25 protein-coding genes and 1 tRNA gene are annotated in these 24,734 nt (G+C 56.7%); all 26 read left to right on the top strand.

What is annotated here, in order from left to right:
• Nucleotides 1-2 precede the first annotated feature (2 nt).
• The 26 genes from R2940_06600 to fdhF (R2940_06475) all read left to right on the top strand — a co-directional run bounded on the left by R2940_06600 (nucleotide 3) and on the right by fdhF (R2940_06475) (nucleotide 24,648).
• Nucleotides 3-284, top strand: coding sequence for an integration host factor subunit alpha (locus R2940_06600; GenBank protein ID MEZ4599441.1), 282 nt, complete (start codon nucleotides 3-5; stop codon nucleotides 282-284).
• Nucleotides 285-310: 26 nt separating this feature from the next.
• Nucleotides 311-664 carry a MerR family transcriptional regulator gene (locus tag R2940_06595; GenBank protein MEZ4599440.1) on the top strand — a complete coding sequence of 118 codons (354 nt, stop codon included), beginning with the start codon at nucleotides 311-313 and terminating at the stop codon, nucleotides 662-664.
• A 44-nt stretch (nucleotides 665-708) separates the two neighbouring features.
• Complete coding sequence (surE, locus tag R2940_06590; GenBank protein MEZ4599439.1) at nucleotides 709-1,482, top strand: 5'/3'-nucleotidase SurE; 774 nt, start codon at nucleotides 709-711, stop codon at nucleotides 1,480-1,482.
• A 10-nt stretch (nucleotides 1,483-1,492) separates the two neighbouring features.
• Nucleotides 1,493-2,152 carry a protein-L-isoaspartate(D-aspartate) O-methyltransferase gene (locus R2940_06585; protein MEZ4599438.1) on the top strand — a complete coding sequence of 220 codons (660 nt, stop codon included), beginning with the start codon at nucleotides 1,493-1,495 and terminating at the stop codon, nucleotides 2,150-2,152.
• Entirely contained in the window at nucleotides 2,149-2,742 is a 594-nt protein-coding gene (locus R2940_06580) for a YqaA family protein (protein ID MEZ4599437.1), read from the top strand. The genes R2940_06585 and R2940_06580 overlap by 4 nt, the downstream gene beginning before the upstream one ends.
• A gap of 54 nt (nucleotides 2,743-2,796) precedes the next feature.
• Entirely contained in the window at nucleotides 2,797-3,552 is a 756-nt protein-coding gene (locus R2940_06575; protein ID MEZ4599436.1) for a M23 family metallopeptidase, read from the top strand.
• Nucleotides 3,553-3,704: 152 nt separating this feature from the next.
• On the top strand, nucleotides 3,705-4,706 hold the full coding sequence (locus R2940_06570; GenBank protein ID MEZ4599435.1) for a sigma-70 family RNA polymerase sigma factor: 1,002 nt from the start codon (nucleotides 3,705-3,707) through the stop codon (nucleotides 4,704-4,706).
• Between the two features lie 78 nt (nucleotides 4,707-4,784).
• Complete coding sequence (locus R2940_06565) at nucleotides 4,785-5,321, top strand: adenine phosphoribosyltransferase (GenBank protein MEZ4599434.1); 537 nt, start codon at nucleotides 4,785-4,787, stop codon at nucleotides 5,319-5,321.
• Nucleotides 5,322-5,402: 81 nt separating this feature from the next.
• Nucleotides 5,403-5,479 (top strand) — tRNA-Arg (locus R2940_06560).
• Nucleotides 5,480-5,535: 56 nt separating this feature from the next.
• Nucleotides 5,536-6,405, top strand: a complete 870-nt coding sequence (locus R2940_06555) for a VIT1/CCC1 transporter family protein (GenBank protein ID MEZ4599433.1) — start codon at nucleotides 5,536-5,538, stop codon at nucleotides 6,403-6,405.
• A gap of 187 nt (nucleotides 6,406-6,592) precedes the next feature.
• Nucleotides 6,593-8,317: an adenine deaminase gene (gene ade, locus R2940_06550; GenBank protein MEZ4599432.1), complete on the top strand. Its 1,725-nt coding sequence runs from the start codon at nucleotides 6,593-6,595 to the stop codon at nucleotides 8,315-8,317.
• Between the two features lie 2 nt (nucleotides 8,318-8,319).
• Nucleotides 8,320-8,862: a hypoxanthine phosphoribosyltransferase gene (gene hpt / locus R2940_06545; protein MEZ4599431.1), complete on the top strand. Its 543-nt coding sequence runs from the start codon at nucleotides 8,320-8,322 to the stop codon at nucleotides 8,860-8,862.
• A gap of 596 nt (nucleotides 8,863-9,458) precedes the next feature.
• Nucleotides 9,459-9,971: an NAD(P)H-dependent oxidoreductase subunit E gene (locus R2940_06540; protein MEZ4599430.1), complete on the top strand. Its 513-nt coding sequence runs from the start codon at nucleotides 9,459-9,461 to the stop codon at nucleotides 9,969-9,971.
• Between the two features lie 18 nt (nucleotides 9,972-9,989).
• A complete protein-coding gene (locus tag R2940_06535; protein ID MEZ4599429.1) occupies nucleotides 9,990-10,373 on the top strand; it encodes a (2Fe-2S) ferredoxin domain-containing protein in 384 nt (127 codons plus the stop codon).
• Nucleotides 10,374-10,411: 38 nt separating this feature from the next.
• Complete coding sequence (locus R2940_06530) at nucleotides 10,412-10,612, top strand: hypothetical protein (GenBank protein MEZ4599428.1); 201 nt, start codon at nucleotides 10,412-10,414, stop codon at nucleotides 10,610-10,612.
• On the top strand, nucleotides 10,519-10,908 hold the full coding sequence (locus R2940_06525) for a hypothetical protein (GenBank protein ID MEZ4599427.1): 390 nt from the start codon (nucleotides 10,519-10,521) through the stop codon (nucleotides 10,906-10,908). Before R2940_06530 ends, R2940_06525 begins: the two co-directional genes overlap by 94 nt.
• Nucleotides 10,806-11,294, top strand: a complete 489-nt coding sequence (locus R2940_06520) for an SLBB domain-containing protein (GenBank protein ID MEZ4599426.1) — start codon at nucleotides 10,806-10,808, stop codon at nucleotides 11,292-11,294. The genes R2940_06525 and R2940_06520 overlap by 103 nt, the downstream gene beginning before the upstream one ends.
• A 56-nt stretch (nucleotides 11,295-11,350) precedes the next feature.
• Entirely contained in the window at nucleotides 11,351-11,875 is a 525-nt protein-coding gene (locus tag R2940_06515) for an NADH-ubiquinone oxidoreductase-F iron-sulfur binding region domain-containing protein (protein MEZ4599425.1), read from the top strand.
• 36 nt (nucleotides 11,876-11,911) lie between these two features.
• Nucleotides 11,912-14,599, top strand: a complete 2,688-nt coding sequence (gene fdhF / locus R2940_06510; protein MEZ4599424.1) for a formate dehydrogenase subunit alpha — start codon at nucleotides 11,912-11,914, stop codon at nucleotides 14,597-14,599.
• A 78-nt stretch (nucleotides 14,600-14,677) separates the two neighbouring features.
• Nucleotides 14,678-16,015: an OFA family MFS transporter gene (locus R2940_06505; protein ID MEZ4599423.1), complete on the top strand. Its 1,338-nt coding sequence runs from the start codon at nucleotides 14,678-14,680 to the stop codon at nucleotides 16,013-16,015.
• 192 nt (nucleotides 16,016-16,207) lie between these two features.
• Nucleotides 16,208-16,819 (top strand): molybdenum cofactor guanylyltransferase, encoded by a 612-nt coding sequence (locus R2940_06500; protein ID MEZ4599422.1) that lies wholly within the window; start codon nucleotides 16,208-16,210, stop codon nucleotides 16,817-16,819.
• A gap of 405 nt (nucleotides 16,820-17,224) precedes the next feature.
• Nucleotides 17,225-18,550: an OFA family MFS transporter gene (locus R2940_06495; protein MEZ4599421.1), complete on the top strand. Its 1,326-nt coding sequence runs from the start codon at nucleotides 17,225-17,227 to the stop codon at nucleotides 18,548-18,550.
• A gap of 182 nt (nucleotides 18,551-18,732) precedes the next feature.
• Complete coding sequence (gene mobB / locus R2940_06490; protein MEZ4599420.1) at nucleotides 18,733-19,284, top strand: molybdopterin-guanine dinucleotide biosynthesis protein B; 552 nt, start codon at nucleotides 18,733-18,735, stop codon at nucleotides 19,282-19,284.
• Nucleotides 19,285-19,571: 287 nt separating this feature from the next.
• Nucleotides 19,572-20,063: an NADH-quinone oxidoreductase subunit NuoE gene (gene nuoE, locus R2940_06485; protein MEZ4599419.1), complete on the top strand. Its 492-nt coding sequence runs from the start codon at nucleotides 19,572-19,574 to the stop codon at nucleotides 20,061-20,063.
• Between the two features lie 10 nt (nucleotides 20,064-20,073).
• Entirely contained in the window at nucleotides 20,074-21,927 is a 1,854-nt protein-coding gene (gene nuoF / locus R2940_06480) for an NADH-quinone oxidoreductase subunit NuoF (GenBank protein ID MEZ4599418.1), read from the top strand.
• Between the two features lie 30 nt (nucleotides 21,928-21,957).
• Nucleotides 21,958-24,648 (top strand): formate dehydrogenase subunit alpha, encoded by a 2,691-nt coding sequence (fdhF, locus tag R2940_06475; GenBank protein MEZ4599417.1) that lies wholly within the window; start codon nucleotides 21,958-21,960, stop codon nucleotides 24,646-24,648.
• Nucleotides 24,649-24,734 lie beyond the last annotated feature (86 nt).

Here is a 24,734-nt window from a genome sequence, read left to right as displayed (position 1 = left end):
ATATGACGAAAGCGGACCTTATTGAGGAAGTCTATCTGAAAACCGGTTTTTCCAAAAAGGAATCCGCGGAGATTGTCGAGATGGTCTTCGATCTCATGAAGACAACCTTGGAAGGCGGTGAAAAGATCAAGCTTGCCGGGTTCGGCAACTTCGTCGTTAAACAGAAAGCCACCCGCAAAGGACGTAACCCTCAGACCGGGGACGAGATCGAAATCACCTCACGAAGGATTTTGACCTTCAAGCCGAGTCAGGTGCTCAAGGCCGCCATCAACGACGAGAAGTAGAGTTTTGGCCGGCTGCAGGAAGCGGCATGGATGTCCAAATTCCCGAAAAGCTTTATTTCAAGATCGGAGAGGTTGTCGACCTCACCGGAATTAAAGCGCACGTTCTCCGTTATTGGGAGTCGGAATTCGGCGTTTTCAAGCCGCTCAAAAGCCGAGGCAAACAGAGGCTTTATCGGCGTCAGGATATCGAACTCGTCCTCTATCTGAAGGACCTGCTGTACCGGCAGGGGTATACCATCGCGGGGGCGAGGAAGAAACTGCGGGAAAAAAATTGTGATGCGGACAGTCCTGTCAGTGACAGCGGTGAAACGGCCCTGCGCCTGTTGGAGGAGTTGCGGGACGACCTCATGCGGCTGCGAAAGTCCCTGAAAAAGGCATAGGATTCGCCGATCCCCATGCCCAGGAACCTTTCCGAGATTTTCTTTTGCTGATTCTAGTTACCAACGACGACGGTATTCATGCCCCTGGTCTTGCTGCACTGGCCGGGGCTCTCGCTGATATCGGGCGTGTCATCGTTGTCGCTCCCGATCGGGAACGCAGTGCGGCCAGCCACTCCCTTACCTTGCATTCCCCTTTGCGGGCCGAGGAAATCCGGCCCGACACCTTTATTGTCGACGGTACCCCGACCGACTGCGTCAACCTTGGAATCCATGGACTGCTGGATAAACGCCCTGATCTGGTTGTATCCGGGATTAACCGCGGTGCCAACCTCGGGGACGACATTACCTACTCCGGTACCGTATCCGCCGCCATGGAAGCCCTTCTCATGGGTGTGCCCGCCTTCGCCATTTCCAGGGCCGCGGCGGGCGGTCTGGAGGAGGATTACCGGGAGGCTGCCCGTTTCGCGGTTGTGCTGGCCAGAATGGTGCTTGACCACGGCCTGCCCGATGATACTTTTTTGAACGTCAACGTTCCGCCCGGTCCGCCCAGGGGGGTCAAAATGACTCGCCAGGGAAAGAGACGATATGAAGATCTGGTGGTGGAAAAGCTCGATCCCCGAGGGAGAAAATACTACTGGATCGGCGGCGGAGCCAGTCAGTTCGAGATGATGGAAGGGAGCGATTTCCTGGCGATAGAAAAAGGGTATATTTCCGTTACCCCCCTGCATTTCGATCTGACCAATTATCGCTCCTTCGATGCCCTGGCCGGTTGGGACAGCAAGGGGCCGGAAAAGTTCTTCGCAGATCAATCCGAATAGAGGGAACCAAATGGATTACTCGATTGCCCGTCGGCTGATGGTTGAACGGCAGATTGCAGGGCGGGGCGTCACCGACAGGCTGGTTCTCGACGCCATGCAGACGGTTCCCCGGCATCTGTTTGTTGAAGAAGCCCTGCGGGGGCAGGCCTACAGCGATTACCCCCTGCCCATCGGAGAGAAGCAGACCATTTCCCAGCCCTTCATGGTCGCCTTCATGACCGAAGCTCTTTCTTTGAAAGGCGGGGAAAAGGTTCTGGAAATCGGCACCGGGTCAGGATATCAGGCGGCCGTGCTGGCCCAGATTGCATCCAGAGTCTACAGCGTTGAAAGGATCGCCTCTCTGGCCCGGCGTGCTCGACGGATTCTTGATTTCATCAACTGCAAGAACGTCAACATCAAGCTCAGTGACGGAACCTCCGGTTGGGAGGAGGAAAGCCCCTTCGACGGGATCATCGTCACGGCCGGAGCTCCCGATGTGCCTCCCCATTATCTTGATCAGCTCGAGATCGGGGGAAGTCTGGTCATTCCCGTCGGGTCCAGGGGTGCCCAGATTTTGAAACGAATCGTCCGCAAAGGGTTGCATGAATTCAGTGAGGAAAGCCTGCTCGACTGCCGCTTCGTTCCCCTTATCGGCAAGGATGGCTGGCAGAACGGAGACAACGGGGCATGAAACTTATTCGCAGGCTCTATGACTGGGTCTTGCATTGGGCCGAAACTCCGTATGGGGCTCCGGCTCTTTTTCTGCTGGCCTTTGTAGAATCCTCATTTTTCCCGCTGCCTCCCGACATCCTGTTGATGGCCCTCTGCCTCTCCCTGCCATCCCGGTCCTGGAAATATGCCTTCCTCTGTTCCAGCGGCTCCCTGCTCGGTGGCATTGCCGGCTACGGCATCGGTTTCGGCCTGTGGCAGGTTGTTTCTGGATTATTCTATCAATACGTCCCGGGGTTCACTCCGCAAGGATTCATGCAGGTTCAGGACCTGTTTTCCCGATACGATTTCTGGGTGGTGTTCACCGCCGGGTTCACCCCGATTCCGTATAAAGTGATCACCATCGGGGCCGGTGTTTTCAAAATCGATTTCATCATGTTCCTTGTCGCCTCGGCGTTGAGCCGAAGCCTGCGTTTCTTTCTGGTGGCAGGCCTGATATATTTCTTTGGGGCGAGAATGCGTCTGTTCATAGATAAGTATTTTAATGCTTTGACCATCGCCTTTATGGTTTTGCTGATTGGCGGCTTTTATCTGCTGCGGTACATTTCCTGATGATCCAATCAGGCGGCATTGAACAAGGCCTGAAAAACCGGTAGGGGTAGGAGGATGCTTTTTACAAAAGCAGGCCGAAAACGGTTTTTCCCGACAGGCATGCTTCTCGCGTTCCTGCTCTTTTCCTGTGCCCCGCCCAGAGGGGTTTATCACCGGGTGGAGAGGGGTCAGACGTTCTACCGGATCTGCAAGACCTACCAGGTTGACGAGGATGTCGTTGCGCGTATCAACCGCCTCCGCGATCGTTCCTCTCTCGAGGTCGGGCAGCGACTCTTCATCCCGGGTGCCACGCGGACGCGGGGCGTTCCCGCAACGGTGGGCAGCCGAGGAAATTCGGCTGCACCGGACATTATTCAGAAGACTCCCGCTCCAGCCAGTACCAAAACCAAGTCCAAATCCGCAGAAACCGCCCGCCCCAAATCTTTGCCCGCCGACCTGCGCGGCAAGTTTTCCTGGCCGGTCAGGGGTGCGATCGTCAGGCCCTTCGGGCAGACGAACGGGAGTGTCAGCAAGGGAGTGGAGATCGCTGTTCCCAACGGCACTGGAGTTCGAGCCGCTGCCGCCGGAAAAGTGACCTACAGCGGCAACGGCATCTCAGGATATGGTAATCTTATAATTCTCAAGCATGATGAAGCCTATTTCACGGTATACGGGTTCAATGAAAGGGCTTTGGTGAAAACCGGCGAGTATGTCAGCAAAGAACAACGGATTGCTCTTTCCGGCACGCCTCCGGGCGGCGGCAATCCCAGAATCCACTTTGAGATCCGCAGGGGCAAGGAAGCACTCGATCCGCTGTTTTTTCTTCCATGAGAAGAAAAAGATGCTTTTGCAAACACATTCGGTGATGAACAAAAAGCCATAAACCAAGGCGCGCAATTGTTGAGAAAAGAGACGTACTCTGGCACTCAGCAGTGATGCACGTCGCCAAAACAATTATCGATTCTGGAGGTCGCTGAAGACATATGGATATGATGAACGATTACGAAACCGATTCGTTTGATGAAGAGGCCAACAAGGATGAAGAGGAGCCTTCACCGGAAGAAGAAGCCGAGCTGGAGTTGAGCGACGAGGAGGAGGCGGAGGAGGAGGAAAAGGACGATGGAGCAGGCGCCGGCGATGACGCGATCAAACTCTATCTGAAGGAGATTCAGAAGACCAAATTGTTGACGGCGGAAGAGGAAAGGGATCTGGCCCGCCGAATCTCCACTGGAGATGCAGCGGCTCGGGATCACATGATCGAGTCCAATCTGCGTCTGGTGGTCAAGATCGCCAAGCGTTACATGAACCGCGGACTCCCTTTTCTCGACCTGATCGAGGAAGGCAACATGGGTTTGATCAAGGCTGTCGAACGCTTCAAACTCAGCAAGGAATGCCGGTTTTCCACCTATGCCACCTGGTGGATCAGGCAGTCTATCGAGCGGGCCCTGGTGAACCAGAGCCGGACCATTCGTCTACCGGTCCATGTCTCGGACGACATCAACAAGTTTCTCAAAATTAGCCGGGAGCTGGTTCACCAGTTCAACCGCGAACCCCAGGTCAATGAGATCGCCGAGGCGATGGGGGTCGAACCGGCTTATATTCGCCGACTCATGGTCCTGGTGAAGAAAACCTATTCCATTGAACACCCAATGGGGGAAAACCGGGATTACAGCCTGATTGACACAATCGAGGACGTGAATGCGGATAATCCGCAGAATTTCATCGAAGATCTGGACAAGTTCGCCCACATCAGCGAATGGCTCAATACCCTTGGGGATAACGAGCGGGAGATTCTGGTGCTGCGTTTCGGACTCGAGGACCGCGAGCCCCAGACCCTCGATACCATAGGACGACAGTTCGGTGTCACCCGGGAGAGGATTCGTCAGATCGAAGCCAAGAGCCTGGAAAAACTGCGTCGCATTATGGAAGAAAAGGAAGCGGAAGGGGAGGCTTTCATGGAGCAGGACCAGGAGAAGAAGCGCTGACAAAAGAGGCGGACCCGTATTGCCGGGAGCCGGATCTGCTGCCCTTGGCAGCGGTCCAGGCTCTGAAAGTCTATCTGAATTGAGCAGGGAGGGCGTGACGTGGACGACTTGAAAGGGGCCATTCGGGATATTCCCGATTTTCCCAAAAAAGGCATTGTCTTCAAGGATATAACTACCCTTTTGGCCGATGCGAAAAGCTATCACAGAATGATCGATCTGCTGGCCCATCGCTATATCGGGCAGAAGATCGATCAGGTGGTCGGGGTTGAAGCCCGGGGTTTCATTCTCGGTGCGGCCCTGGCGTACAAGCTGGGCACCGGCATCACACTGGTTCGAAAAGCCGGAAAGCTGCCTTACAAAACCATCCGCCAGACCTATGAACTGGAATACGGCACCGACACCCTTGAAATCCACGAGGACGCTTTCAAGCCTGGGGATCGGGTCGTGGTCGCGGACGATCTGCTGGCGACCGGGGGCACCGTGGCCGCGGTCGTCGCCCTGGTGGAAAAGCTGGGTGCCGAGGTGGTCGAATGCGCTTTTCTGACGGAGCTCGAATTTCTCGGCGGACGAAAGAAGTTGCCTGATGGCAAGGTGTTCAGCCTGCTCAAATTCTAGCCCGGGACTGGGCTTGCTGGTGTCGACGGGGTGAGAAAAATCTTGCCAATCCAACCGGCATAAGTTATAAACGGCCCTTCAGGCCCCGTAGCTCAGTCGGATAGAGCAACCGCCTCCTAAGCGGTAGGTCGTGCGTTCGAATCGCGCCGGGGCCGCCAATATCGAAACAGGGGGTCCGTCTTGGAGCGGGCCCCCTTTTTTCATGGGAGTGACCATGAAGAAGCAAGTCCTCAAAGATCAGCTTCTCCGGTATCAGGAAAACGAAATCACCGAATACCACATCTACCGCAAGCTGGCGGGAAGCCTGGCCGGATCGCCGAATGCCAGGGTGCTGGAGGACATCGCCGAGGATGAGCGAAAACACTATCACGACTGGCGCAAGCACACCCGGCAGGACGTCGGTCCGCAACGCCTGAAAGTCTGGTTCTACTATTTCGTCAGCAGGATATTCGGTCTGACCTTCGGCATCAAGCTCATGGAGAGGGGTGAGGAGAACGCGCAGACCCAGTACGAAAAGCTGCGCCCCGCCTTTCCTGAAGCCAATCGCATCGTCGAGGAGGAGAATGATCACGAAAGGGCCCTGATCGAACTTCTCGACGAGGAACGGTTGCGCTATATCGGTTCGATTGTGCTGGGGCTGAACGACGCCCTGGTGGAACTGACCGGAGCACTCGCAGGTCTGACCTTTGCACTGCAGAACACGCGGCTGGTCGCCGTCACGGGATTGATCACCGGACTTGCCGCCGCTTTTTCCATGGGCGCCTCTGAATACCTCTCCACCAAAACGGAAAACCAGAACAAATCCCCTCTGAAAGCCTCCATCTATACCGGACTGGCCTATGTGGCTACGGTCGTTCTCCTCATCCTGCCGTACCTTCTGTTCGAACATCTCTATCTTTGTCTGGCCCTCACTTTATCTGCGGCGGCGGTGATCATTGCCGTCTTCAACTATTACATTTCAGTCGCCCAGGATCTCTCTTTCAGGGTGAGGTTCATGGAAATGACCGCCCTGAGCTTCGGCGTGGCCGGGATCAGTTTTCTGATCGGTCTTGCCGTGCGTTCCTTTCTGGGAGTGGAGGTGTAACAAATGTTTTCCAGCTCTCATCGGTTGGCGACCCGCTATAATAGATTAAGCAGAAACGTTTCAGACGGCGCTCCATCGTTGTCAGTTCCCCGGTAGCGGGAGCGGTCGATTGCCGTCAACGATTACCACAACGATCACGATAAGAGGAGGGACCATCTTTCGAGCCTTTGAGAGGCCAGGGACGACAATGGAAAAGCGGGAACTTCTGGCGGTGGCGCGGGGGGCCCGGCCGGGTGATTTGGTACTCAGGAACCTGAGACTGGTCGACGTCCTTGCAAAAGAGATCTACCCGACGGAGATTGTTCTGTGCGGAGATACAATAGCGGGGATCGGTAAGGGTTACAGGGGAAAACACGAGATCGATCTCGGCGGACGTCTGGTATGCCCCGGGCTCATAGATGCCCATGTTCATATCGAAAGCTCTCTCGTCAGACCCAGGGAATATGCACGGGCGGTGGTTGCCCGAGGCGTGACCACTGTCATCGCCAATCCTCATGAAATCGCCAATGTTCTGGGCCTGGAAGGGGTTCTCTATATGGCCCGGGACGGACGGGAGGGCCCCCTGGACATCCTTCTTACCGTCCCGTCCTCGGTCCCGGCCACCCCCCTGTCTACCTCCGGCTCAGCGCTGAAACCTGCCGACCTTGTCCGGTTGCGGAAGGAAGGGCAGGTGGTCGGGCTGGGAGAGGTCATGGATTTTCCCGCCGTGGTCAAGGGGGATGAGCGGCTTCTCGATGAACTCGCTCTTTTCGCAGACCGGATCATCGACGGACATTGTCCGGGTCTCGACGGAAACGATCTGAATGCCTACATCGCCCCGGGGATCCGTTCCGACCACGAATCCACCTCTGTCGATGAGGGTCGGGAGAAGCTGCGCAGAGGGATGCATCTGTTTCTGCGGGAAGGGAGCGCCGCCCGCAACCTGCAGGATCTGCTTCCCCTGGTGACCTCTGCAACCGAGCGCTGGATCTGCTTCTGTACCGACGATCTCAATCCCCAGGATCTTTTGAACAAGGGGTCCGTTGACCATCATGTACGCATGGCGATTCGAGGCGGGATCGATCCGCTGACGGCCATCCGCATGGCGACATTGAACGCCGCGGAGTACTTTCAGCTTTTCGATCGAGGCTTCATAGGACCCGGCCGACGTGCCGATCTTGTGGTTCTGGAGAGTCTTGAAAATTTTCATCCGGCTGAAGTCTATTTCGGCGGTAGACTGGTGTCCTGCAGCAGGGCCTTGCCCGATCACCGGGTTGGGGCAAGTGCAGAGACAGAGCCGAAAAGGCTGCGTGCCAGCGTGAAAGTCGCTGTGGAAAAGCTCGATTTTTCCCTTCGAGTCCGCGGCAACCGGATCCGGGCGATCCACATAGTACCGGGTCAGCTTGTTACCGAAGAAAGCATCTGCCGGGCGAAGATTGAAAACGGTCTGGCGCTGTCCGACCCAAATCGGGATCTGCTCAAGTTAGCTGTTGTCGAACGGCATCGGGGCAGCGGACGTGTCGGTCTGGGTTTCGTCCAGGGACTGGGGCTTCATCACGGGGCCCTGGCCGGTACCGTGGCCCACGATCATCACAATCTGATCATTGCGGGAGCCGATGACCGTTCGATGCTCACGGCCGCAAGAGCCGTGGTGGAAGCTCAAGGCGGTCTTGCCGTCGCTCAGGGGGACGAGGTGAAGTGCCTGCTCCCCATGCCGCTGGCGGGTCTGATGTCCGATCGAACGATCGAGGAGGTCGCCGCTGTAGCCGCCCGCTTGAAAAAGGCCGCGGCGGAGCTCGGCTCGCCTCTGGATGATCCGTTCATGACCTTAAGCTTTCTTGGACTGGAGGTGATTCCCTCGCTGAAGCTGACCGATCTCGGCCTGATCGACGTCGATCGCATGCAACCGGTTTCCCTGTTTCCCGATGAGTAGCCATGCATTCTACCCTGCCTGAAGTCCTGTTTGATGAAGTTCGAATTCGACAACGGGTCGAAGAACTGGCTCTCGAGATCTCCGGCGATTATGCCGAGGTGGATGAGCTTATCCTGGTCGGCGTCCTGCGGGGGTGCTATATCTTCCTCGCCGACCTATCTCGCCTGCTCACTGTCTCGCGGCGCATCGACTTCATCTCCGTTTCTTCCTATGGCAACAGTACGGTCAGCACCGGCGCAGTCCGAATGGTGCTTGACCTGCGCCTGGATATCCGGGGCAAGCATGTCCTGATCGTCGACGATATACTGGACAGCGGGTATACCATGCAATACCTGGTAAAGCTCTTTCTCGCCCGTCAACCGGCCAGTCTGAAAACCTGTGCCCTGCTGCATAAGCAGGGCCGGCAGAAGGTCGATATAACCCTGGATTACAGGGGTTTCGACATTGCCGATATCTGGGTGGTCGGCTACGGCCTGGACTGCGGCGACAAGTTTCGAGCCCTTCCTTACATTGGCCGGGTCGACCCGACGCCATTTCCCGACTGAAATTCTGCGACAGATAAAGCTACTTTCCATAGATTTTCAATTATTTATCCTGTTTTTTCACCTCCGCTAAAAAAATGTTTGAGTACGATATGCTTCTCTGGTATCATCTGCACGGCCTGTACATTACCTGGAAAATGCAGAAGAATTTGACTGAATTTGTCCATGGAAACATGGAGTTTGTATGTCGGCCCAGCGAACTGCAATGAAATCGGTTCGTTGAAGCCTTCAGGTATCAGGGCGAAGCTTTGAAGAGGGCCGAAAGAAACACGGAAACACTTTTTTATTTAATGCAGGAGGAGGAAAAGCCTTCGAAGTTTTAAAGGTTTTTTCCCCACCCCACCAACTTACCCAGACAATTTGACCAGTTAGCAGACCGGCACCAGCTGCGAATGTGCACGGAGGGAGGGGTTTGTCCAGCCTCCGGAGGGGATAGCCCCGTCGACGCATTTCGGTACCGAGGGAGGGGTGCGTTCAGTCTCCGGGACAGGTACTCATACCCTCGATCAAGGCGGATTGCCGGACAATTTCGGCCTGGGGGAGGAGTCTGCAGAAGTCTCCGGTTGAAACCCGGGCAAACGTCAACAGGGGAGGAAATGATGTCAACGTGTCAAAAAAGCGGGGAGTGTGTTCTCCCCGAGGGCTATGTCCTGCCGGAGAACCTTTATCGGGATCTCGATGAATTCATTCGGCAGCTGCCCTGCAGGGAAGGCCATCTTGTGACGGCACTTCACAAAGCGCAGAGCCTTTTCGGCTACCTGCCCGAAGAAGTGCAGACCTTTGTCGCCGACCGTATGAATGTTCCGGTCGTGCATGTTTACGGAGTGGTGAGCTTTTACACCTTCTTTACCATGGTACCGAAGGGCAAGCATCCCATCTCCGTCTGTATGGGTACTGCCTGTTTCGTTAAGGGCGCAGACAAGGTTGTCGAGGCTCTCAAGCAACAGCTCAATGTCGAAGTGAGTGAAGTTACCCCCGACGGCAAATTCTCCATCGATTGCCTTCGCTGCGTGGGCGCCTGCGCCCTGGCGCCGATCATCATGGTCGGGGAGAAGGTCTACGGGCATGTGAAGCCTGACATGGTTAAAGATATTATCGCGGACTTTTCTTGATCAGGAGAGGTTAAGAAAATGGCAAAGATTAACAGTATTGCTGAACTCAACAAGAAACGCGAAGAACTGCTGGCCGCCGCGAAAGCCAAGGCCGGCAAGCCCCTCGTCAACGTGTCCCTCGCCACCTGCAGCATCGCCTCCGGCGGCAGGGAAGTGCTGGACGCCATGAAGGCCGAAGCCGCCGCTCAGGGTCTCGCCGTGGAATTCATGCAGTCCGGCTGCATGACCTACTGCCATTCCGAGCCCACTGTCGAAATTACACTGCCCGGCAAGGAGCCGGTCGTGTTCGGCAAGGTTCATGCTGAAAAAGCCAAGGCGCTGGTCGAGAAATATATCAAGACCGGTGAGATGGTGGATGGCGTCAAAGTCATCCCGGTGGGCTACGAACGGGTGGTTTTTTAGCCCCACCTTTTATTGAATTGAATGAGGAGAAAAAGGCCATGTCAGCAAAAAAACAGCTCAGGATCGCTACCAGGAACTCCGGTTTCATCGATCCGGAGAGCATCGAATCCTACATTGCCGTCGGCGGCTATCAGGCCCTGGGCAAATGTGTGACCGAAATGACCCCCGAGCAGGTCATCGAAGAGATGAAGAAATCGGGCCTGCGCGGTCGTGGCGGTGCCGGCTTCCCACCGGCGTGAAGTGGGGCTTCGCCGCCAAATACCAGTCCGACACCAAGTACGTGGTCTGTAACGCCGACGAAGGCGACCCGGGCGCGTTCATGGACCGTGCCGTTCTCGAAGGCGACCCGCACAGCGTGCTGGAAGCCATGGCCATCGGAGGCTATGCCATCGGCGGCGGCAACGGACCATCTACATCCGTGCCGAATATCCCCTGGCCATCAAACGCCTGCAGATCGCCATCGCTCAGGCCAAAGAGATGGGCGTTCTGGGCAACAACATCTTCGGCACCAACTTCAGCTTCGACATCGAACTGAAGTACGGCGCCGGCGCCTTCGTCTGTGGCGAAGAGACCGCGCTGATCAACTCCATGGAAGGCAACCGCGGCGAGCCTTACACCAAGCCTCCTTTCCCGGCTGAAGCCGGTTACTGGGACAAGCCGACCATTGTCAACAACGTCGAGACTCTGGCCGCTATTCCCGCCATCCTGGTCAAGGGCGCCGACTGGTTCAACAAGATCGGCACCGAGACCTCCAAGGGCACCAAGGTGTTCGCCCTGGCCGGCAAGATCAACAACGTCGGTCTGATCGAAGTTCCGATGGGCATCACCCTGAAAGAAGTCATTTTCGAAGTCGGCGGCGGCGTGGAAAACGGCAAGGAGTTCAAGGCCGTGCAGACCGGCGGACCCTCCGGCGCGCGCTGACCTACAAGGATCTCGACGTCAAGATCGACTACGAGAGCCTGATCGCCTGCCAGTCGATGATGGGTTCGGGCGGCATGATCGTCATGGACGAGGACGACTGCATGGTCTCCATCGCCAAGTTCTTCCTCGACTTCACCATGGACGAGACCTGCGGCAAATGTACGCCCTGCCGCATCGGTTCCAAGCGCATCTATGAGACCCTGGACAAGATCACCAAGGGTCTGGCCACCGACGACGACGTCGACAAACTGAAGATGCTGGCCGCCAATGTCAAGGACACCGCTCTGTGCGGTCTCGGTCAGACCATGCCCAACCCGGTTCTGTCGACCATGCGCGTGTTCGAAGACGAGTACCGCGCCCACGTCCGCGACAAGAAGTGCCCGGCCGGCGTGTGTACCGACCTGCTGGAGTTCGTCGTGGTGCCCGAGAAGTGCGTCGGCTGTACGCTGTGCGCCAGGGTCTGCCCGGTGAACTGCATCAGCGGCAAGGCGAAGGAAGTACACGTGATCGATCAGGCCGCCTGTATCAAGTGCGGCGCCTGCCTCGACAAGTGTAAGTTCGACGCCATCATCAAGAGATAATAACGGGGACAAGGAAAGGAGTAACGTCTCATGTCTGTGTTGACTGTAACGATTGACGGCCAGGCAGTCGAAATGCCGGCCGGCAGCACGATCCTTCAGGCAGCCGAGAAGGTCGGTATCGAGATTCCGACACTGTGCTACCTGGAAATGGAAAAGAAATTCAGCGAGCAGGCCGCCGCCTGCCGCGTCTGCGTGGTTGAGGTGGAAGGCCGCCGCAACCTGGCTCCCGCCTGCGCCACTCCTCTGATGCAGGGGATGGTGGTCAAGACTGATACCCCCCGGGTTGTCGAGGCGCGGAAGACGGTTATCAACCTGATGCTGTCCGACCATCCCCTCGACTGTCTGACCTGCGAAAAAGCCGGCGCCTGCAAACTGCAGGATCTCTGCTACAAGTACGGCATCGAGGAAACCATGTTTCCCGGCCAGCAGAACGATTTTCCGCTGGACGAAACCAATCAGTTTTATGTGCGCAACCTGAATAAATGCGTGGCCTGCCGCCGCTGCGTTCAAGTCTGCACCGGCTTTCAGAACACCAATGCCATCGGTTTCGGCAACCGCGGCTTCACCGTGCATCCAGTCGCCCCCTTCGACAAAGGGATGGACGAGTCCACCTGCGTTTCCTGCGGCAACTGCGTATCGGTCTGCCCGGTCGGCGCCCTGATGCCGAAAAGCAAGGAAAAGTTCCGTGCCTGGGAAGTGTCCAGAACCCGGACGACCTGTTCCTACTGCGGCGTTGGCTGCCAGATGGACCTTGTCACCAAGGGGAACAAGGTGGTTGGTGTTGAGCCGGCCAACGGTGCTTCCAACGACGGCCTGCTCTGCGTCAAGGGCAAGTTCGGCTTCAACTTCATCAACCATCCCGACCGCCTGAAAAAACCGTTGATCAGGAAAAATGACACCCTTGTCGAGGCAAGCTGGGATGAGGCTCTCGATCTCATCGCCGACAAGGTCAGGAAAACCAGGGCGGAATTCGGCAGCGACGCTCTCGCCGGCCTGACTTCGGCCCGGGTGACCAACGAAGAGAACTACCTTTTCCAGAAGCTGGTGCGCGCGGGGTTCGGCACGAACAATGTCGATCACTGCGCCCGATTATGACACTCCTCCACTGTTGCCGGTCTGGCAACGACGCTTGGCAGTGGCGCAATGACCAACAGCATCAACGAGTTGGTTGACAGCAACGTCATTTTTATCACCGGTTCCAATACCACCGAATCCCATCCGGTCGTGGGCGCGAAAGTCCGTCAGGCTAAAAAGAAAGGCGCGAAAATTATTGTTGCCGAGCCTCGGAGAATCGATCTGGCCGCCGATGCGGATATCTTCCTGCAGATCACTCCGGGCACCAATATCGCCCTGTATAACGGCATCATGAGCCATATCATCAGTGAAGGGCTCCAGGCTGCCGAGTACATCAAGGAACGTACCGAGAACTACGACGAACTGGTCAAAACCGTCGCCGACTTCACTCCGGAAAAAGCGGCCCAGGTCTGCGGGGTCAGTGCTGAAGACATCAAGGCCGCCGCTCGGCTCTATGCAGGTGCGGAAAAAGGTTCGATCGTCTACTGCATGGGGGTCACCCAGCATTCCAGTGGGACCGAAGGGGTCATGACCCTCTCGAACCTCGCTCTGCTCTGCGGCAACATCGGCATCGAGTCGGGTGGTATCAACCCGCTTCGCGGGCAGAACAACGTCCAGGGCGCTTGCGACATGGGCGGTCTGCCCGGCACCTACCCCGGCTATCAGAGCGTGGCGAACCCCGATATCAAGGCCAAGTTCGAAAAGGCGTGGGGGGTTGAACTGTCTGACAAGGTCGGTCTGACCCTGACCGAAATCGTCCACAAGGCCGGTCATGGGGACATCAAGCTCCTGTACATTATGGGCGAGAACCCGATGGTATCCGACCCGGACCTTGCCCATGTCGAAGAAGCTCTGAAGGGTACCGAGTTCCTGGTGGTTCAGGATATCTTCCTCACCGAAACGGCGCAGTTGGCCGATGTGGTTCTGCCGGCCGCATCCTTCGCCGAAAAGGACGGGACTTTTTCCAACACCGAACGGCGGGTGCAGATGGTACGCAAAGCCATCGAACCCATTGGCGGCTGCAAATCCGACTGGCAGATTCTGGCGGAGCTTCTGCAGCGCCTCGGCATCAAGGCCAACTATTCCTGCGCCGAGGAGATCTTCAGCGAAATCCGCACGGTAACGCCTTCTTATGCCGGGATCAGCTACCAGCGCCTGAACGAACTGGGCAGCTTGCAGTGGCCCTGCCCGACAGAAGACCACCTCGGCACGAGATTCCTGCACTCCGGCAAGTGCGCCCGTGGCTTGGGGCTTTTCCGTCCGGCGGTTTTCAAGCCCAGTGCCGAACTGCCTTGTGAGGAATATCCCCTGGTCATGACCACGGGCCGGGTCCTCTATCACTATCATACCCGGACCATGACCGGCAAAGTGGATGGCCTGAACAGGATGTCTCCCGAGTCCTTCGTTGAAATTCACCCTGACAGAGCCGCTAAGCTCGGGGTGAAAGATGGGGAAAAGGTGGCCGTCGCCACCCGGCGCGGTCGGGTCGAGGTGACTGCCAAGCTGACGGACAAGCTCAAGGAAAGTGTGGTCTTCATGCCATTCCATTTTGCTGAAGGAGCGGCCAACACCTTGACCAACCCTGTCGTCGATCCGATCGCAAAAATCCCTGAATATAAATCCTGTGCGGCCCGGATAGAAAAGATCTGAAGTCGACCAGTATATGGGCGGGCAGGGGGTGTAATGGAGCATCCCCTGCCACGATTTCTATTGCAAAGGAGAATAACAATGTCCATGGAAAAACTTCCCAACCGTTGGACCATCGCCATTATGGCGACCCTCCTCCAGGTGGCCCTCGGCACCGTTTACGCCTGGAGCTTCTGGCAGAAACCCCTGGTCAACACCTATGGCTGGACCAATGTCCAGGCTGCCTGGGCCTTCAGCGCCGCGATCTTCTTTTTGGGCGTAGGGGCCGCCATCGGCGGCATCAAGATGGCCCAGGGGAAGATTCCCGCCAAAGTGCTGGCGATGACCGGAGGTACCCTGTTCGGTGTCGGTTACCTAATTGCCGCCTATGCCCTCTCCATCCACAGCCTGGCTCTGCTCTACCTCGGCTACGGCCTGATCGGCGGCCTCGGTCTCGGTATGGGCTACGTGACGCCCGTGTCGGTAGCCGCCAAATGGTTTCCTGACAAAAAGGGGCTTATCACCGGCATGGTCGTCATGGGCTTCGGTTTCGGCGCGCTGCTCATGGCCAAGGTTCTCGGTCCGATCGGCCTCAGCATGGCCGGCGGCAACCTGGTGACCGTGTTCTACGGACTTGGTGTGGTCATGCTGGTGCTGACCCTGATCCCCGGCTCCTTCATGGTCACTCCGCCGGCAGGCTGGGCTCCCGCCGGCATGGCGGCCCCTGCCAAGGCGGCTCCCGGATCCGCCGCCGCTGCTGACGACACCATCACCGCCGGCGAATGTCTCGCCTCCGGCCGCTTTTTCATGATGTGGTTGGTGCTTTTCCTCAACGTCTGTGCCGGCATCATGTTCATCAGCTTCCAGTCGCCGATGCTGCAGGACATTCTGAAAAAGGCCTATGACCCAGCCCAGCTGACCGATCCCGCAGTGATAGCCAAACTGGCGGCGGCCGGGGCGACCCTCATCGGCATCAGCTCCCTGTTCAACGGCATCGGTCGTTTCTTCTGGGGTGGTCTTTCCGACAAGATCGGTCGCACCAACGCCTTCCGGTTGATGCTCGCTTCGCAGGTTGTCGTTTTTATCGCCCTTCTTTACATCAACAGCGCCTTCCTTTTCAGCGTTGGCGTCTGCTACGTCATTCTCTGCTACGGCGGTGGTTTCGGCACAATGCCTTCCTACGTTCTGGATACCTATGGACCTCGGCTGATGCCGTTTGTTTATGGGGTTATTCTTACCGCCTGGGGATGCGCCGGGATCGTCGGTCCGCAGTTGGTGGCCTATTTCAAAGATAACTTCGGCGCCAGTGCCGGCCGCTACGTGTTCATTTCCGCCGCTGCCATTCTGGTGGCGGGTGTGGTCATCACCCTGGTGTTGAAGGACGAAAAATGGGTTCCCAAAAGGCTCAGGAGCGAAAAGCCCGCTCCTTCGGTGGCCTGATTGCGTGTCCTCCCCCCCCCCCGCGCTCGCCGCGGGGGGATTTCTAAAAAATTTTTGCAGCTGTATGTCGACCGGAAAAATGTAATGGCGAAAAAGGGTGGATGAATGGTCTGCCCTTTTTCCTTTTTCAATTGGCGATGACAAGGTGGGATTTGTTATCTGTTTCACAAGATTGCAACAGGGAGTTGTGCGATGGAGTTCGGCAGCGCAGTTATTCTTGCCGGCGGTAAAAGCAGTCGAATGGGTTTCGACAAGCAGTATCTTCAGGTCAAAAATCGCTATTTACTCCGCCATCACGAGGAGGTTTTGTCCCGTGCTTTCGCGCAGCTTATTGTCGTGACCAATACACCCGATCTTTACCGGGATACCTCCTTTCTCGTGGTCAGCGACGAAATTCAGGGAGGTGGACCGCTGAGCGGCATCCATATCGGACTCAAATCGGCTGCCTCCCGTTATGTTTATCTGCTGGCCTGCGATATGCCCAACATCTCTCTCGAGTACATTTCTTTCCTGCAGGGGCAATTGAAAAGCAGTGGGATGGAAGCCTGCGTCACCCGTTTCGGTAATTGGATAGAGCCATTCAACGCATTTTATTCCCGCGATCTTTTGCCATCCATGGAACTTTATCTCCGAGAGGGAGGGAAATCCATTTTTCAGTATCTGCGTTCCGAAAAAGCATTATATATCCCGGAACAGGATGCCCGCCGTTTCAGTCCCGGCTGGAAGATGTTTCTAAATCTCAATTCCCGAAAAGATTTTGAAGCATGGCAGGAAAACATCCTGGCAGGGAACGCTTCGGGCTGACATTGTCCGGTGCGGAAGTCTTTTTAATTTAGGGTCAGGTTTTTTGCTTCTTCGCCAAAAAATTGTTTGAAATTGGCGACAGCCTTTGGTAATATCGGCCCGGCTTCAGTTTCCATCTAAAATCTGACCCTTTTTTCAACAACAAATACGGAAAAAGCCGGTCTTTTTTCCTTCAAAACTCATTTATATCAAGGCGCTTATTTCGCCCTCCGCCTCGGCGGACCCGACGAAACCCGCAATGATACCGACAGTTATTCGGTGTCATAGCGGGTTTTTTGCGGTTTAGGCCCAAAACCGTGTTGTAAAGGGCAGTTGCCCTGATTCTGAAATGATTTGTAGGGGGCGAGAGGGACGGAGTGGACCGTTGCTCAGCCGAAATGCCATTTTTTTCAAAGGAGAATGACAATGTCCATGGAAAAACATCCCAATCGTTGGACCGTCGCCATCATGGGGACCCTGCTGCAGGTGTGTCTTGGCACCGTCTATGCCTGGAGCTACTTTCAGAAGCCGATTATGGACGCCAATGGTTGGACCAATGCGCAGGCGGCCTGGGCTTTCAGTCTGGCTATTTTCTTCCTGGGCCTGGCAGCGGCCTGGGGAGGGATGAATCTCGCCAAGCAGGGCCCCCGCAAACTGGCCATGTTGGGCGGCTTTCTGTTCGGTGTCGGCTATCTGATCGGCGCCTATGCTCTGTCCATCCAGAGCATTCCGCTGCTCTATATCGGCTACGGCGTGATCGGAGGATGCGGTCTGGGCCTCGGCTATGTCACCCCGGTTGCCACTGCCGCCAAATGGTTCCCGGATAAAAAGGGCTTTATCACCGGCATGGTGGTCATGGGTTTCGGTTTCGGCGCCCTGGTGATGGCCAAGATTCTTGCCCCAATCTTCATGGCCACCTTCAACGGCAATCTTGCCCAGGTGTTCACCGCGATCGGTATCTTCATGCTCGCCGTAACCCTGCCGGCCGGCTTCTTCCTGCAGAATCCTCCGGCGGGTTTCGTGCCGAAAGGCTATACCCCGCCCGCGACCACCGCAGCCTCCCAGAAAGCCGATGACGCAATCACATCCAAGCAGTGCATCTTGTCACCTCGCTTCCTGCTGATGTGGATCATCTTCTTCTTCAACATCATCGCCGGCATCATGTTTATCGGTTTCCAGTCGCCGCTGCTGCAGGATCTGCTGAAAAAGAAGCTGGATCCGGCGACCTGGTCTGACCCGGCGGTCATCGCTTCCCTGGCTGCATCCGGCGCCACCCTGATTGCCGTCAGCTCCATTTTCAACGGCATCGGCCGCTTCTTCTGGGGTGGCTTGTCCGACAAGATCGGCCGCGTTCAGACCTTCCGGCTCATCCTCGGCACTCAGTTCCTGGTTTTTATCGCTCTGCTGTTCGTGAATAACCCGATTTTTTTCGGGGTGCTCGTCTGCTACGTGCTTCTTTGCTACGGCGGCGGGTTCGGGTCCATGCCCTCCTTCGTACTTGACGTGTTCGGTGCCAAGAACATGCCGGTGGTCTACGGGACGATCCTTACCGCCTGGGGATGTGCCGGCATCGTCGGTCCTCAGATCGTCGCTTTCGTCAAGGATAACTTTGCAGCCCAGGCTGCCCAGTACAGCTTCATTTGCGGCGCAGTTCTCCTGATGGCCGGTCTGCTCATCACTTTCGGTTTGAGCAATAAGAAATATGTGCCCAAAGCAGCCCAGGGGATCGATGCTGTTCCTGCCGCTGACTGAACCCTGTAACGGAAAGGGTGGATACCGATATCCACCCTTTCATACAGACCGACGGTAATCGCCCAGACTTTTCGTGTTGATCCTGAAGGATTCGATGGTTGTGAAGCTGATGCCGATTCCGATGCTGGAACGGCATTCCGGATCGAAATGAACGCTGTCGATAAAAAATGGAGTGATCTTTAATGCCTGCAATTCCGGTCGTGGTTCTGGTCGGTATGTCTGGTACCGGAAAAACAACTTTCCTTGAAAAACTGATCAGGGAATTTAAAAAACGGAAAGTGCGTACAGGAACTGTGAAGCACGATGTCCATGGTTTTGAAATGGACAGGCCGGGAAAAGATAGCTGGCGCCATGCCCAGGCAGGTGCCGACGCCGTCGCCATCTCATGTCCCACCAAAGTGGCCATGGTTCGACATGTCGAACAGGAGCTGAGCCTTGACCAGATTGCCGAACTGCTGGTGGGCGTGGATATAATCCTCGTAGAAGGCTATAAGCGAGCCAACAAGCCGAAAATTGAGATCCATCGGCAGGCGCGCTCCCGAGAACTGCTGTGCCCGCCTGAAGAATTGCTTGCGGTGGTAAGCGATGTGAACTGGTCCATTGGGGTGCCGTTGTTCGATCTGGAAGACGCTTCGGGTGTCGCTGATATGCTTGTGAAAAAGTTTGGGATCGTTTGTGAGGAAGATAGAGTTTCCCAACGCTTCATGCAGAAACAACTTTTTATCTGCAAATAATTGATGAGCAGTATCGGACCGGCTGAACTCTGCTGCAGATGTTATTCGTTATATAGTCCTTTAAATAACGAAATTTTAAAAAAGAATACTTGTTGCGCTTATTTCGATCTCCGCCTCTGGTGGACTCAACGAAACCCGCATCTTGAAATACTGGATATTTTCTTCCGGTATTTTTGGTGCGGGTTTTTTCGTCCGGCCGCTGTTCAGATCCGACCCGCTTATGGAATCAGGGGTACTTTGGTGGCCCCCTGTTTAAAGCAATAAAAATTTTTGGAAAGGAGAAGATCATGGCAGATTGCAAGTGTTGCGGCGAGGTAGTCGAATCGCCACAAGATAGTCAGATGATGGAATTGCTTGATCACTACCGCGGATACAAGGGAGCTTTGATCCCTGTACTGCAGGGAGCACAGGATATCTACGGATACCTGCCCGAGGCCGTGCTCGAGAAGATTTCCAGTGAACTGAAGATTCCTTTCAGCGAGGTGTTCGGAGTAGTCACTTTCTACGCCCAGTTTCACCTCAAACCCCGCGGCAGGAACATTATCCGGGTTTGCCTGGGCACTGCCTGTCACGTGCTGGGCAACGCCAAAGTTTTCGAACGGCTCAAGGAAATTCTGGGTGTCGATAACGGCGGCACTACGGAGGATCTGCGTTTCACTTTGGAATCGGTGGCCTGTATCGGGGCGTGCGGCCTGGCGCCGTGCATCATGATCAACGAGGATACCCACGGCCGACTGACCGTGAATGGCCTGGAAGACATTCTGGAACAGTACGCGTAAAGGGGGAACGATGAGCACCTTGAAGAAAGAACGCTCGAAAATAGAGAAAGAGTACAAAAAGAAGCAGGAGCGCCCCCGGATCGTGGTCGGTCTGGGCACCTGCGGGATTGCTGCCGGCGGTAACAAGGTCATGGACGCGATCAAGGCCGAAGTGAAAAAGGGAGGCCTGGACGTGGACGTGGATTTCACCAGCTGCATCGGCATGTGCTTCGCCGAGCCGGTGGTGGAGATGGCGTTGCCCGGCGAGGCCAGCGTTGTGTACGGGGGCGTTTCTCCCGAAAACGTGGTGCCGCTGATCCAGAGCCACATCGTGCAGAAAACCCCGGTCGCCGAGCAGGCGCAGATCCAGATTACGGGTAAGGCAAAAGCCTATAAGGGCATTCCCGTCATGGAAAAGTCCGGGTATTACGAGCAGCAGGTCCGTTCGGTCACTTCCCGCCTGGGAAGGACCAACCCCGAGCGCATCGAGGACTATATCGCCACTGGCGGCTATCAGGGGATCGAAAAAGCCTTGACCATGGACCGCCTCGCCATCATCGACGAGATCAAGAAATCCGGTCTGCGCGGCCGGGGCGGCGGCGGCTTTCCCACCGGCACCAAGTGGCAGTTCGTGCATGATGCGGTGGGCGACAAGAAATACATCGTCTGCAACGCCGACGAAGGCGACCCCGGGGCCTTCATGGACCGCAGCGTCCTGGAAGGCGATCCCCACGCAGTGCTCGAAGGGATGATGATCGCCGCCTACGCCATCGGTTCCGATGAAGGTGTCATCTACTGCCGGGCCGAGTATCCGCTGGCCATCCGTCGTCTCAACATGGCCATCAAGGTAGCTGAAGAGATGGGCATCATGGGTGAGAACATCATGGGCAGCGGCTTCAACTTCAAGGTTCGGATCAAGGCCGGCGCCGGCGCCTTCGTCTGCGGCGAAGAGACGGCCCTGCTCAATTCCATCGAAGGACAGCGCGGGATGCCGCGGGTGCGTCCGCCGTTCCCGGCCCACAAGGGGCTGTGGCAGAAGCCGACCTGCCTGAACAACGTGGAAACCTTCGCCAACATACCCAACATCATCTGCAAAGGCGGCGACTGGTTCTCCAGCATGGGCACCGAAAAGAGCAAGGGGAGCAAGGTGTTCTGCATCACCGGCAAGATCAACCATACCGGTCTGTGCGAAGTACCCATGGGCATCACGCTGCGCGATCTGGTCTACAACATCGCCGGCGGCATCAAGGACGGCAAGAAGTTCAAGGCGGTGCAGAGCGGCGGACCTTCGGGAGGCTGTCTGCCGACGGAAAAACTGGATCTGCCTATCGACTATGAATCTCTCGGCCAGGCCGGGGCGATCATGGGCTCCGGCGGCCTGGTGTTCATGGACGAAACCAGCTGCATGCTGGACATCGCCAAGTACTTCCTCAACTTCACCCAGATGGAATCGTGTGGCAAGTGCACCCCCTGCCGGGAAGGCACCAAGCGGATGCTGGAGACCCTCGAGCGGATCTGTGACGGGCAGGGCGTGCCGGAGGATATGGACAACCTGGAGCGTCTGGCCCGAGTCATCAAGAGCGCGGCCCTGTGTGCGCTGGGGCAGACGGCCCCGAACCCGGTGCTGACCACGCTGAAGTATTTCCGCGAGGAGTACGAAGCCCACATCAACGAAAAGCGCTGTCCGGCCGGGGTGTGTCAGGCCCTGCTGAACTACACCGTCCTGGCTGACAAGTGCGTCGGTTGCGGCGTCTGCATCAAGGCCTGCCCCGTCGGCGCAATCAGCGGCGAGAAGAAAAGCGCCCATGTCATCGATCCTGCGAAGTGCGTCAAATGCGGCGCCTGCGTTCCCAAATGTAAGTTCGACGCCATCGTGAAGGCTTAGTCCGCAAAGAGAAAAAAGGAGGAAAGATCAATGCCCAAAGTCACTTTGACTATCGACGGCAAACAGGTCACCGTCCCCAAGGGGACGACCGTCCTGGAAGCCGCGTGGCAGGCCGGGTCGTTTGTGCCGACCTTCTGTCACGATCCTGAGCTGACCAAACCCGGCTCCTGCCGCATCTGCGTGGTGGAAATCAAGGGCGCTCGCAATATGCCCGCTTCCTGCGTGACCGAAGCTGCCGAAGGGATGGAGGTGCAGACCGCCAGCCCGGCCGTCATCGAGGCCCGCAAGACCATCTTGGAGCTGATGCTGGACAACCATCCCGAAGACTGCCTCACCTGTCATCAGGCCGGTGACTGCAAGTTGCAGGACTATGCCTATTTTTACAATGTAAAACCCGGCGCTTTCGGCGGGGAGCAGCACAAATACGATCTCGAGGACGACAATCTGTTCATCGTCAGGAACATGAACAAGTGCATCCTCTGCGGCAAGTGCCTGAGAGCCTGCGAAGAAAAGCAGGGCAGGGCGGTCATCGACTTCGCCTACCGCGGCTTCAAAACCAAGGTCACGACCGCCATGGACAAGCCGCTGGCCGATTCGGTCTGCGTTTCCTGCGGCAGTTGCGTTGCCGTCTGCCCCACCGGCGCCCTGACTGAAAAGGCCATGATCGGCAAGGCGAGAAAATGGGAAGTGGAAAAGGTTCGCACCACCTGCCCCTTCTGCGGGGTGGGTTGCAATTTCGATCTCAACGTGCACCAGGGGAAGGTCATCGGCGTCACCTCCAATCCCCTCAGCCCGGCCAATGGCCGCGATCTGTGCGTCAAGGGTCGTTTCGGAGTCGATTACGTTCACAGCCCGAACCGCTTGACCAAGCCCCTCATCAAGAAAAAAGGGGAGTTCGTCGAATCCTCCTGGGAGGAAGCTCTCGACCTGGTGGCGAGCAAGCTCGGCCAGATCAAGAAAAAGTACGGCAGCGATTCCATCGCCGCTCTTTCTTCGGCCCGCTGCACCAATGAAGAAAATTATCTGCTGCAGAAATTCATGCGCGCGGGGATCGGTACCAACAACATAGATCACTGCGCTCGAACGTGACACGCTCCCACGGTAGCCGGTCTGGCTACCTCCTTTGGCAGCGGCGCAATGACCAACTCCTGGGCTGATTACCTGAAAACCGATCTGTTTTTCGTCATCGGCTCCAACCCCACTGAAGCACATCCCGTTGGGGGTGCCAAGATCCTGTCCTCAGTCATGAACAGAGGGACCAAGCTGATCGTGGCCGACCCCCGTCGGATCGAGCTTGCCGAGAAGGCCGACATCTTTATGCAGCTGCGGCCCGGCACCGATATCCCCCTGTTGAACGGCCTGATGCACATCATCATCAAGGAAGATCTCTACGACAAAAAGTTCGTCGAAGAGCGTACCGAAGGCTTTGAGGAACTGAAAGCCGCCGTAGCGAAGTGGACTCCGGAAAAAGCTTCGGAAGTCACCGGAGTTCCGGTGAATCTTCTGTATGATGCGGCCCGGCTCTATGCGACAACCGAAAAAGCCATGCTCTGCTATACCCTCGGCATTACCGAGCATGTCTGCGGCGTGGACAACGTCATGAGCACCGCCAATATCGCCATGCTGACCGGACATTTGGGCAAGGAAGGCTGTGGGGTCAATCCACAGCGCGGACAGAACAACGTCCAGGGGGCCTGCGACATGGCGGCCCTGCCCGGCGACTACCCCGGCTACCAGAAGGTGGTGAATCCCGAGGTGCAGGCCAAGTTCGAAAAGGCCTGGGGGGTCAAACTATCCAACAAGCCCGGTCTCATGATTCCGGATATGATGGACGCCGCGGTGGAAGGCAAACTCAAGGCGATGTATATCCTGGGCGAGGACCCGGTTATGACCGATCCCGACGCCAACCACATCAAGAAGGCTCTGAAGAGCATGGACTTCGTCGTGGTGCAGGAACTCTTCATGTCCGAAACCGCGAAACTGGCCGACGTCATCCTGCCCGGCGCCAGCTTCGCCGAGAAGGAGGGAACCTTCACCAACTCGGAGCGGCGGGTGCAAAGGGTGCGCAAGGCCATCGAGCCGATTGCCGATACCCGGGCCGACTGGTGCATCATCCTCGATGTCGCCAAACGCATGGGGAATGCCTGGGATTATGCCAATCCGGAAGAGATCTTCAACGAGATGAGGGCCCTGACCCCCTCTTACGGCGGCATCACTTATGAGCGGATCGAGCACACCGGGCTGCAGTGGCCCTGCCCCAACCTGGACCATCCGGGTACGCCGATCCTGCATACGGCGAGTTTCACCCGCGGCAAAGGTCTTTTCAAGGCGATCGACCATACGCCGCCTGCGGAAATGCCCGACGAGGAGTACCCGTACCTGCTGTCCACCGGGCGCATCCTGTCCCACTACAACGTGACCACTCAACATTCGGGAGCGTTGCAGGCCTACAAGCCGGAAGAGGCCGCCATGGTCCACCCCACCGACGCCATGGCCCTCGGTGTCTGCACCGGCGATACCGTTCAGGTCACCTCCCGGCGGGGAAGCGTCAAGACCAGGGTGTGGGTCACCGACAAGGTTCAGACCGGCATGATCTGGATGAGCTTCCATTATCGGGATACTCCCACCAACGAACTGACCGTCAATGCCTTCGACCCGGTCAGCAAGACCGGCGAGTACAAGGTGGCGGCCGTCAAGATTGAAAAAGCGGCGACTGTGTAGAGCCGCGAATAAAGCGGATGCATTACGGTCCGATTGTTATGTTCCGGGGCCCCCGGGCGGGGGCCCCACTATCTGGAGGAAAGGTA

Source organism: Syntrophotaleaceae bacterium (genome assembly GCA_041390365.1).
Classification (GTDB): domain Bacteria; phylum Desulfobacterota; class Desulfuromonadia; order Desulfuromonadales; family Syntrophotaleaceae; genus JAWKQB01.
Note: the sequence above shows the minus strand (reverse complement) of the source record. Positions and strands in the feature narration are given on the sequence as shown.

What these genes read in the sequence shown, in the direction of transcription:
- R2940_06495 (MEZ4599421.1), top strand. Translation starts at nt 17,225, where the DNA reads ATGTCCATGGAAAAACATCCCAATCGTTGGACCGTCGCCATCATGGGG.
- R2940_06570 (MEZ4599435.1), top strand. Translation starts at nt 3,705, where the DNA reads ATGGATATGATGAACGATTACGAAACCGATTCGTTTGATGAAGAGGCC.
- R2940_06600 (MEZ4599441.1), top strand. Translation starts at nt 3, where the DNA reads ATGACGAAAGCGGACCTTATTGAGGAAGTCTATCTGAAAACCGGTTTT.
- hpt (MEZ4599431.1), top strand. Translation starts at nt 8,320, where the DNA reads ATGCATTCTACCCTGCCTGAAGTCCTGTTTGATGAAGTTCGAATTCGA.
- R2940_06575 (MEZ4599436.1), top strand. Translation starts at nt 2,797, where the DNA reads ATGCTTTTTACAAAAGCAGGCCGAAAACGGTTTTTCCCGACAGGCATG.
- R2940_06540 (MEZ4599430.1), top strand. Translation starts at nt 9,459, where the DNA reads ATGTCAACGTGTCAAAAAAGCGGGGAGTGTGTTCTCCCCGAGGGCTAT.
- nuoE (MEZ4599419.1), top strand. Translation starts at nt 19,572, where the DNA reads ATGGCAGATTGCAAGTGTTGCGGCGAGGTAGTCGAATCGCCACAAGAT.
- R2940_06595 (MEZ4599440.1), top strand. Translation starts at nt 311, where the DNA reads ATGGATGTCCAAATTCCCGAAAAGCTTTATTTCAAGATCGGAGAGGTT.
- R2940_06580 (MEZ4599437.1), top strand. Translation starts at nt 2,149, where the DNA reads ATGAAACTTATTCGCAGGCTCTATGACTGGGTCTTGCATTGGGCCGAA.
- R2940_06555 (MEZ4599433.1), top strand. Translation starts at nt 5,536, where the DNA reads ATGAAGAAGCAAGTCCTCAAAGATCAGCTTCTCCGGTATCAGGAAAAC.
- R2940_06505 (MEZ4599423.1), top strand. Translation starts at nt 14,678, where the DNA reads ATGTCCATGGAAAAACTTCCCAACCGTTGGACCATCGCCATTATGGCG.
- ade (MEZ4599432.1), top strand. Translation starts at nt 6,593, where the DNA reads ATGGAAAAGCGGGAACTTCTGGCGGTGGCGCGGGGGGCCCGGCCGGGT.
- R2940_06530 (MEZ4599428.1), top strand. Translation starts at nt 10,412, where the DNA reads ATGTCAGCAAAAAAACAGCTCAGGATCGCTACCAGGAACTCCGGTTTC.
- mobB (MEZ4599420.1), top strand. Translation starts at nt 18,733, where the DNA reads ATGCCTGCAATTCCGGTCGTGGTTCTGGTCGGTATGTCTGGTACCGGA.
- R2940_06500 (MEZ4599422.1), top strand. Translation starts at nt 16,208, where the DNA reads ATGGAGTTCGGCAGCGCAGTTATTCTTGCCGGCGGTAAAAGCAGTCGA.
- R2940_06515 (MEZ4599425.1), top strand. Translation starts at nt 11,351, where the DNA reads ATGATGGGTTCGGGCGGCATGATCGTCATGGACGAGGACGACTGCATG.
- R2940_06585 (MEZ4599438.1), top strand. Translation starts at nt 1,493, where the DNA reads ATGGATTACTCGATTGCCCGTCGGCTGATGGTTGAACGGCAGATTGCA.
- R2940_06525 (MEZ4599427.1), top strand. Translation starts at nt 10,519, where the DNA reads ATGTGTGACCGAAATGACCCCCGAGCAGGTCATCGAAGAGATGAAGAA.
- R2940_06535 (MEZ4599429.1), top strand. Translation starts at nt 9,990, where the DNA reads ATGGCAAAGATTAACAGTATTGCTGAACTCAACAAGAAACGCGAAGAA.
- nuoF (MEZ4599418.1), top strand. Translation starts at nt 20,074, where the DNA reads ATGAGCACCTTGAAGAAAGAACGCTCGAAAATAGAGAAAGAGTACAAA.